The following is a 7,367-nucleotide window of genomic DNA, read 5'->3' as shown; positions in this document are numbered from 1 at the left end:
GGAGTATGTGAAGATTTTTGCAAACCTGAAAGATTTTGAGAAAGCACAGCAGAAGGCGGAACTGAAAAATGATTTTTCCGAGGATTTTGTAAAGGATCTGGAAAGCAAAGGTATCTCCCGTGATGAGCTGGAGGGAATGCAGATAAAGATTGAAAGCAATGGGAATGTAACAGTGAGCGGTATCGAAGATAAGGAAGTCCGGGAGCAGGTTCAGAAACTGGTAGAGGAAAAGTACAGTGACCGGATGTATCAGTATTACACAGGAATTGCTGACAGTGTGGGAAATCTGTCGTCCAATACCTATCAGTATGCCACGGATGTGCAGGAAGTCAGGCGTTACTTAAAAGGGGTTACGGGAGAAGATATTTCTCTGGAGAACCTTTACCTGACACCAGACGGAAAGATTGGCGGGCTGCCGGGAAAAGCTGCTGATCTGATCAACAAAACAAAGGACAACGCCAAGATAGAGCGGATAAAGGATGCATTGATAAATATTATAGGACATAACCGGACAAGCGGTGATCTGGGGATTCCAGACTTTACTTCGGAGTTTCAATTCAGTAATGGTGCTTTTTCTGTGGCAGACAGTGGTTTTACGGTGGATATGGCGGCATTGGATAGAAGGCTGACGCCACAACCGCATGATAACATGTATTCGGATATGTATGCGTATAGTTTCAGGAAAGTATTATGATTATGAAAAGTAATTATACACAAGGAGAATGAACAGATGGTAATAACCCGCACAGTAGAGATGCATGCGCAGCTTGTGGGATATGATTTTAAGAAAAAAGGTTTACCCACTGATAAAAATATTGCAGTAGAAAATAGTAAAGTTTCCAATGATTATTTCTGGAAAACAAATAAATATACGGATCAGGATGTGTTTGGAAGAACACTGGATCTGACGGCACTTATCAATAAGCCGGACGGATATTTAAAGGGAAGTTTATCGGATACGGAGGATGTGGACTATTACGAATTCAATATTACAGAGTACCGGGCATTAAGTTTTGCGAAGGATACCTATAATAGGGATATTACTATCACTTTAGATCATATACCGGAAATAATGTATATAAAGTTGATGATTTAGGCAGATATTATATGTTTGCATAAGATATATATACAAGTATGAAACTATAAAAATATAGTATGTTTTATGTGGTAAAAATATTGTATTTATGAGACTTTTGGTATTTCACAAATACCTAAGAAAAAATAAAGTAGAGGAGAGTGTATATTATGAATATTGATTACAGTCAGTTTTACAGAGGAACAACGAATATTCCCTCATATGGGAATGGTATATATAAGAAAGACACCCTTGTAAAGTATGAATTTAACACTACAGATGAACATGGCAATAAGATTATGGACAAGATGTCAAGGGAAGAAACCCTGCAGGCGATGAAGGACATCGGTTCGCAGTATGGAGATGCGGTTATTGTTGAATTTTCGGGAGATGGAATGGCTGCACTTGTGGAAAACAAGAAAGGTATAGTGGATGCCAATGTAACACAGGAGCAGCGGGAATCAATGGAGGCGAGAAATGCAGCGTTCCAAAAAGAAATTACGCAGGTTGATAACTCCCTAGAACTTCCGGCATATTCCGGAATGTATGGTGCAGACAAGGCGGTTGCATCTGCGGTGGAGAACTGCAGCAAAGAGGAACAGGGATTTGTGTATGATATCATCCGTCAGAATTTCCTTGTTGGAAATACTGGCTCTATGACAGAGGAAGAACGGCAGGCAAATATTTCACTTGGTATGAAAAAAGCGGAATATGCGGCAGAGAATTTTATCCCGGAAGATAGCATAAAACCATTTTTGGAAGCAATGGAGTCTATCGCAAAGCTTGCGAGCGCAGGAAAAGCTGACAATAACGGAAATATGGACTATGGAGTAGGGAAAGGTACATATCTTGGACATGGTAGCAATATTGTAAAGACTACAAATGCGCTTGATATGATGAGGACGATGGACGGCAGTGCATACACGGAATATCAGAAGATTAGTAAAGAAAGCAGCAATGAGGACAGACAGCTTAATGCATTAAAATACCTTACAAATTGGTATGAAGGGGCAGTGAAAAAGAATCCTTCGATGGTTGATAATTACGAAAAGCAGTCGGAGGAATATGTGGAGAAAAATGTAAAAGATCAGAAGCTGGATGCAACTTTTTCAGATATAAAGACAGAAAATAAAGCGGCTTTTTTTGAAAGTCTGAAAGTGTTCCAGAATAATAATCCTAATTTTCTCTCATCTATCATAAATCGGGAGCTGGCATCTAAATTTTGGAGCATTTGATAAACGTAGATTGGAAAAGTTATAATTGCTCGGAAAATGGAAGATAACAACAATAAAGTGTAGAGTGTGCCTTTCACATAGGGACACTTGTTACAAGCAATATTGTAAATGATACAAGTGGAGATTAAGGCACAAATATGATAAAAACAAAAAATATTTCAGAAATGTTGACTTCTTTAATTGAGGAGTATCGTTTTAATAAAAATACTCTTTCAAAATATTTAGAAATAACTGAAGAAACAGTAGATTGAGTAGTAATGGGCAATGTGGAATGTTTGCCAGATGATCCTGCATTGCGTCTTAAAATACTTAGTAAAGCAGGATTTCTGTATTTTGGAGCGATTGAAGATAAGGATAGGCAATTAAGCGGTTTTTTGGAAGTGCTTGTTTCCTATCATGGCATATCCAAGCTAACGATAGCAAAAATGGCTGGTGTTGAGGAAAATGATATTGACAGGCTTTTAGTCAATCCACCAGAAAAGATTGAAATCGAAGTAAAGTATAAAATTGCTGTGACGGTTATGGAACTGCGATTTTGGCTAAAAGATTGTGAATCACCGATATAATCGGGATTTGTGAGTAGAGGGCACTTATGAAAAATAAAAGTATCAATCAAGTTTCCATAATAAATGGTGAAGATGGTCCCACAAGTGTTTTTATATTTGGAGAAGCTCAAAAGCAATCTCTAAAGATTAGAATCCGAAAAGCTATCTATCAATCCAGACGAAAAAGGATAGAAAAGAGAATAGCGGCCAACCCGCATACCCTTGCGGAAGTGGTGCAATACGCAAAGGATCATTATGATTTAGTGGAAATCAATCCTGCCGCAACAAATTGGATAGAACGACAGAAAAATCTAAAAGCTAGTTTGATTATGCAGCATAAACCAGAACTTTTGGGCCAAAGGAAGGATATTCCAAAACCAGATTTTCATAATGAAGAATCTGTTAAAAATTTTTTGAATGAAATGGAAATTAGAAATAAATTGATTGACCAAATGCCTGATAATGTAATTCCCATGGATTTTCATTTATATGAAATAAAAATTGGTGAGGATTTAATGGAAATAGAGGTAGATTATACCTGGAATATATTTGGAATATCTTACTCTGGCAATAAGTCGGTCATAAAAAGGTTTAAGAAAATAGCCAGAGATTTATATTGTTATTATGGTGTCAGTGAGGAGGATATAAAGAACCGGACAAAAAGATATTCTTCACTGGTAACGGAATTGAGTTCATAATTCAGAATTTTAAATAGAGGTGTATAGTAGGGTTAGTTCAGGAAGTGATTCGTTTTATTTATATGTAGAAGATGGCAATGGAAATGTTAATTATACAACAGTAAGTAAGAGTGGAACAATAACAATTAATGATTTTAATGGTTTTGATCCGTCAGGCAAGTGGAAAATATGGATTGTTACAAAAGGAACAGTTTCAACATCCACTGAAACAATAAAAGTATATTATACATATTAAAAATGTAATGTGGCTACAATTTTGTATTATAGGAGAGAGTGAAATATGAATGTAAATATTAACAATAAAAATTTATTTTCGCAAAGTTTGCTAATAAACAAATTCTTCTTTCAGAAAAATTTCTCACACAAGCAGACTGGGATTACGACCCTAGATTCTGGGTGTCAATATAGAAATAACAATTATTACTATAATAAAGATGGTGTACCTTTTTTATCAAAGGAACAGGCAGACCGTTGTATCAATGGTAAGGATTGGAAAAAGATAGTGTCTGTATCGGATAAGGTGAAGTCGGATTTAGAAAAGGTTGTAAAGCAGGATTTTATCAGTAGCAATGGTGCATATATACCAGAAGAAAGCAAGAGACATGATGTAATCAAACAGTATTTGAATACGATTCCTTCTGAACAGCGAAATTCCGCTTCGTGGACATTGAGCAGAATGGCTGGAGATTATGCTTCAAGAATGGAGACACTGGTAAAGAAAAATAATCCTGGATGGAAGCCGGGAGATGCATTTGATACAAGTATTTTAGATCAGATGGATGATACTCTTGGTGGATTAGATTTTAAAGTATAGATGTAGGTGAGAGAAATCCAACAGGTGGCATAGTTGGAAGGACTCCGAATAATGAAAGGAGATATGTTAATATGGCAGTTACAGGAATAGGAACTTATGCGTCATATACGAATAGTTATGGCAATACACAAAATGCTGGAAACAAAACGGGCAGGACATATAAGAATGCTCATGAATATAAGAACTATTTAACACAAAAATACGAATGTTTACGAAGCAGGGATTATTCCGTAAATATAAACAGTTCTCTTTTGTCAAAGGCTATGGGAGATGAAAAGACAAAACAATGGTTGGAGTATAATCTATCTTTAATACCGGAAAGTATCGAAAAATTGAAAGCTGCTCAAAGTGCTCGTGGCTGTAAGGTACTGAGTGTAACGGATAAATGGATATGATAGCATAACAGAAGAAGTACTGGTAACAGATGAGGTTGATCCGGGAACAGAAAAAGCAAGGAAAGAACTTGAAGAAAGACTCGAGAAAAGGAAAGCAGAAAAGAAAGAGACAGAGGAACGGCTGGAAAAACAGCGTGCCGAAAAACAGGAGCAGGAAGAACGGCAATATAATCTGAAAATTGATGGAAAAGATGTGGCAGACCTAACAGGAAAACTGGTGGAACTGCTAGGTACTTCAACTTCTACAGGAGTGACAGAAAATGGAGTTTCGACATTTGATGTGCTGGCATAGAAACTGATATGAGTATGCCGGGATGTATTGACATGCAGAATGTATTTTTATTTCTTTCGGTGGGACTGGTTGCGATTAACCTTATCCTTATGGAGTTCATGCAGAATACCATTGAAAAAGAAGAGAGAATAAAAATTGCGGTGCTTACAGAACAAAATCAGAAAAACCGGATTGCAGATTATCAGGATCGGGAAGAAATCTATGAGCGTCAGCGAAGAAAAATGCACGATTATAAAAATCAGCTTTCCACGATCCAGACATTGATAAAGAATGGACACACAGATGAGGCACTTTCATTTACGCAGAAGCTGACAGAGAGCATAGCTGTCGAGATGTCGGCAATCAACACGAACCATCCGGTGGTCAATGCTGTTTTAAACCAGAAGTACCGCAGCATGCAGGAGAAACACATAGCAGTGATCCTAAAAGTAGGGGATTTGCAGGAGATCTGTCTGGAGGAGGAAGAGATCGTGATTCTGCTCTCCAATTTACTGGATAATGCAATCCGGGAGAGTGAAAAGGTACTGAAAAATACCGGAAAAGCGGTCATTCATCTGAAATTAGAGTGCGAAGATCATAAACTGATATTTGCGGTGAGAAATCCGGTGACAGAAAAGGTGGAAATTGAAAATGACACGATAAAGAGCAAAAGAGGGGATCATCACGGCATTGGGCTGTTAAATGTAAAAGCAGTTGTGGATAAATATGGCGGTGATATGGTGCTTTCCTGCGATGAAAATGAATTTAAGGCTGTGGTTATCTTGTAAAGAGATGGTCTTTGTGTGCGTAATATGGTCGTTTGATGATATGGGACTAGGAGAACAGGTTATTTTATCCGATAAAGAAAGCAAAGGAGGTTACTATGAGTAATACAATTAATGTGAACTATATGACACGGGCTTACAATCAGTACCAACAGAAAAATGCGGCTAAAGATCAGGAGAAGGAAGATACAAGGTTTGCGGATAGTGTAAGAGAAAAGAGCGAAGCTAGTGGAAGTATAGTGGGCAATTCAAAAATAGGTTCTGTGTCTGCTAAAGATATGACGATGGTGGAATACAAGCAGTACATTTACAATAAAATATCTCAAATTCCAATGCACCCCACAAGAGCAGGCGAGTCAATATCTGTTACAATTTCAGAGGCGGGTTTTGAAGCAATGAAGAATGATCCAGAGTATGAAGCATGGGTATTAAATGATTTGCAAGTGGGTTGGTCACAACCAGATAAATGGTCCGGTATATGCGGAGGAGCGTTTTCTACAATATATTATGGAGCATCAAAAGAAGAATGTCATGCTGAGATGTGGAGTGCTGGTTATAACAATGGGAATGGTGGGAAGATTTTTAATGATAAGTCAAAAAATAGTTTTTGGGAGCGCAGAATAGAAAATAAAAAGAGAATAGAAAATCAGGTAAAGAAACAACAGGAAAAAAAGCGGATTCAGAAAAAACAAGCGGAAAGAACAGCTTATGAAGAATATGCGCAAAATAAAAGGTTATCCGCTCAGGATGCCAGAACTCGATTGGTGGCTGAGAGTAGTTCGTCTGCTAAGACTGTCACAATAAGTCAGGCAGTAGCTTCCTATGAGACAAATTTTACAATGGCAGTAAGCGTATCGAACAAAACCCAATAGCCTGCAAATAAAAAATCAAGGCTAAATAGAAAGGAGAGATGCAGTATGGGAATTAATGGAGTATCATCGTATGCCAATACATACACATACGGAAATGTAAAAAATGAAAATGTAAAGCCATCAAAGAATAGTGAAAAGAATTATTATGCAGGATACACTATGAATTCAGCCAATAAGTTTAAAAATGTATCAGACTATTCAAAGTATTTGACTAACAAGTATAAATGTTTGACTCCATGCAAAAATGCTTCTGTATTGATTGACGGAAGTGTAATGCGAAAGGCATGTGGAGATGAAAAAACTGCGAAATGGCTTGAGGAAAATTTAGCAATTATGCCAGATGTTATACGAAATGCACAGAAGGCGGCAATAAGTCATGGTAGTAAACTGATATCAGTGGAGTTTAAGTTTACGAATAATGGAACCGAAATGACAACCTGTGGCATTTTTGGAGAGACTGGTACGGATTCAGAAATTGACAAATGGCTGGAGAGAATGAAAGAGGATAAAGAAAAAGAAGATAAAAAAACAGAAAATATGATTGCTATAGAAGCGACAACTAAAAATAAGGTAGGTTTTGATACATATGCATAGTATCAATTTCTATAATTTTGAAGAAACAGGAAAAGGAAGCAGTAAAAAGAGCACAGGCAAGACGAAAAGCTGTACAAAACGAA

At 37.2% G+C, this 7,367-nt stretch carries 8 protein-coding genes and 2 pseudogenes; all 10 read left to right on the top strand.

What is annotated here, in order from left to right:
• A pseudogene (locus DW650_RS18875) lies at positions 1–694 on the top strand (hypothetical protein); the annotation flags it as partial.
• A 36-nt stretch (positions 695–730) separates the two neighbouring features.
• Positions 731–1,096, top strand: coding sequence for a hypothetical protein (locus tag DW650_RS18870; RefSeq protein WP_243095825.1), 366 nt, complete (start codon positions 731–733; stop codon positions 1,094–1,096).
• Between the two features lie 149 nt (positions 1,097–1,245).
• Positions 1,246–2,310 carry a hypothetical protein gene (locus DW650_RS18865; protein WP_117921148.1) on the top strand — a complete coding sequence of 355 codons (1,065 nt, stop codon included), beginning with the start codon at positions 1,246–1,248 and terminating at the stop codon, positions 2,308–2,310.
• Positions 2,311–2,447: 137 nt separating this feature from the next.
• Positions 2,448–2,876, top strand: a pseudogene (locus DW650_RS18860) (HTH domain-containing protein).
• Positions 2,877–2,902: 26 nt separating this feature from the next.
• Positions 2,903–3,553 carry a hypothetical protein gene (locus tag DW650_RS18855; protein ID WP_055171124.1) on the top strand — a complete coding sequence of 217 codons (651 nt, stop codon included), beginning with the start codon at positions 2,903–2,905 and terminating at the stop codon, positions 3,551–3,553.
• Between the two features lie 280 nt (positions 3,554–3,833).
• Positions 3,834–4,367 carry a DUF3879 family protein gene (locus DW650_RS18850; protein WP_118210841.1) on the top strand — a complete coding sequence of 178 codons (534 nt, stop codon included), beginning with the start codon at positions 3,834–3,836 and terminating at the stop codon, positions 4,365–4,367.
• A 71-nt stretch (positions 4,368–4,438) separates the two neighbouring features.
• A complete protein-coding gene (locus DW650_RS20250; protein ID WP_243103024.1) occupies positions 4,439–4,762 on the top strand; it encodes a hypothetical protein in 324 nt (107 codons plus the stop codon).
• Positions 4,763–5,086: 324 nt separating this feature from the next.
• On the top strand, positions 5,087–5,821 hold the full coding sequence (locus DW650_RS18840; RefSeq protein ID WP_243103023.1) for a sensor histidine kinase: 735 nt from the start codon (positions 5,087–5,089) through the stop codon (positions 5,819–5,821).
• A 95-nt stretch (positions 5,822–5,916) separates the two neighbouring features.
• Complete coding sequence (locus tag DW650_RS18835) at positions 5,917–6,690, top strand: hypothetical protein (RefSeq protein WP_006859189.1); 774 nt, start codon at positions 5,917–5,919, stop codon at positions 6,688–6,690.
• A 45-nt stretch (positions 6,691–6,735) separates the two neighbouring features.
• On the top strand, positions 6,736–7,284 hold the full coding sequence (locus DW650_RS18830; RefSeq protein WP_008115723.1) for a hypothetical protein: 549 nt from the start codon (positions 6,736–6,738) through the stop codon (positions 7,282–7,284).
• The last annotated feature ends 83 nt before the right edge of the window (positions 7,285–7,367 follow it).

The sequence above is a fragment of the Roseburia sp. AM23-20 genome (genome assembly GCF_003470905.1).
Classification (GTDB): domain Bacteria; phylum Bacillota; class Clostridia; order Lachnospirales; family Lachnospiraceae; genus Roseburia; species Roseburia rectibacter.
This window is presented reverse-complemented; position numbering and strand designations above follow the sequence as displayed.